This window comes from Facivitalis istanbulensis (assembly GCF_040560405.1).
Taxonomy (GTDB): domain Bacteria; phylum Pseudomonadota; class Alphaproteobacteria; order Sphingomonadales; family Sphingomonadaceae; genus Sphingomonas; species Sphingomonas istanbulensis.
In genome coordinates this window covers 1-536 of sequence record NZ_JAVSCQ010000091.1, presented here as the reverse complement: position 1 = coordinate 536, position 536 = coordinate 1, and the positions used below count along the sequence as shown (strand labels likewise).

At 63.8% G+C, this 536-nt stretch carries 1 protein-coding gene; it reads right to left on the bottom strand.

Annotation, left to right across the window (positions count from 1 at the left end; genetic code table 11):
• A partial coding sequence (locus RN629_RS18315) for a TolC family protein (RefSeq protein ID WP_407036501.1) occupies positions 1 to 392 on the bottom strand: 392 nt, incomplete at its 3' end.
• Between the last annotated feature and the right edge of the window lie 144 nt (positions 393 to 536).

Sequence of the window (536 nt, the reverse complement as noted above, 5' to 3'; positions counted from 1 at the left end):
ACGAGACGGCCGTCACGATCGCGCGCCTTTGCCGCAACGATCCCGGCTTCACCGGCGGCGATCCGAGCGGATCGCTTGCCGCCCAGTTCGACAGGCTGATCGACCTGGAAAGTCGTCTGTTGTTGATTGCGCGCATTGCGATCGTGGTCGCCCACGAAATTCTCTGCATAGACATTGATCGAGGGGTTCGGTCGGGCGCGCGCTTGTAATGCCAAGCCGCGTGCTCGGGCGACGTCTGCTTCTAGCGCCAGGACGCGCGGCACATCACGCGTCTGATTTAGAAGCTGTGCAAAGGGGGGTGCGGTCTGCGACCACGCCGCACCTACGGGCGATAGCGCCGCAAAGGCGCCGGTCAGCGCAACGGTGCGCGACCGGCGAAAACTGCCGTTCATAGTGCATGATCCTCTAGGGTAGTCAGTCGACGCGCGCGGCGTCGGCGAGACTCAACCGCGAGGCGGACGCAGAAGCTTAGATGGGTCGATCCCGCTGGGGAGCGATGGAGTTAATATCGACCACACGCGAGCGGCGACGATGGC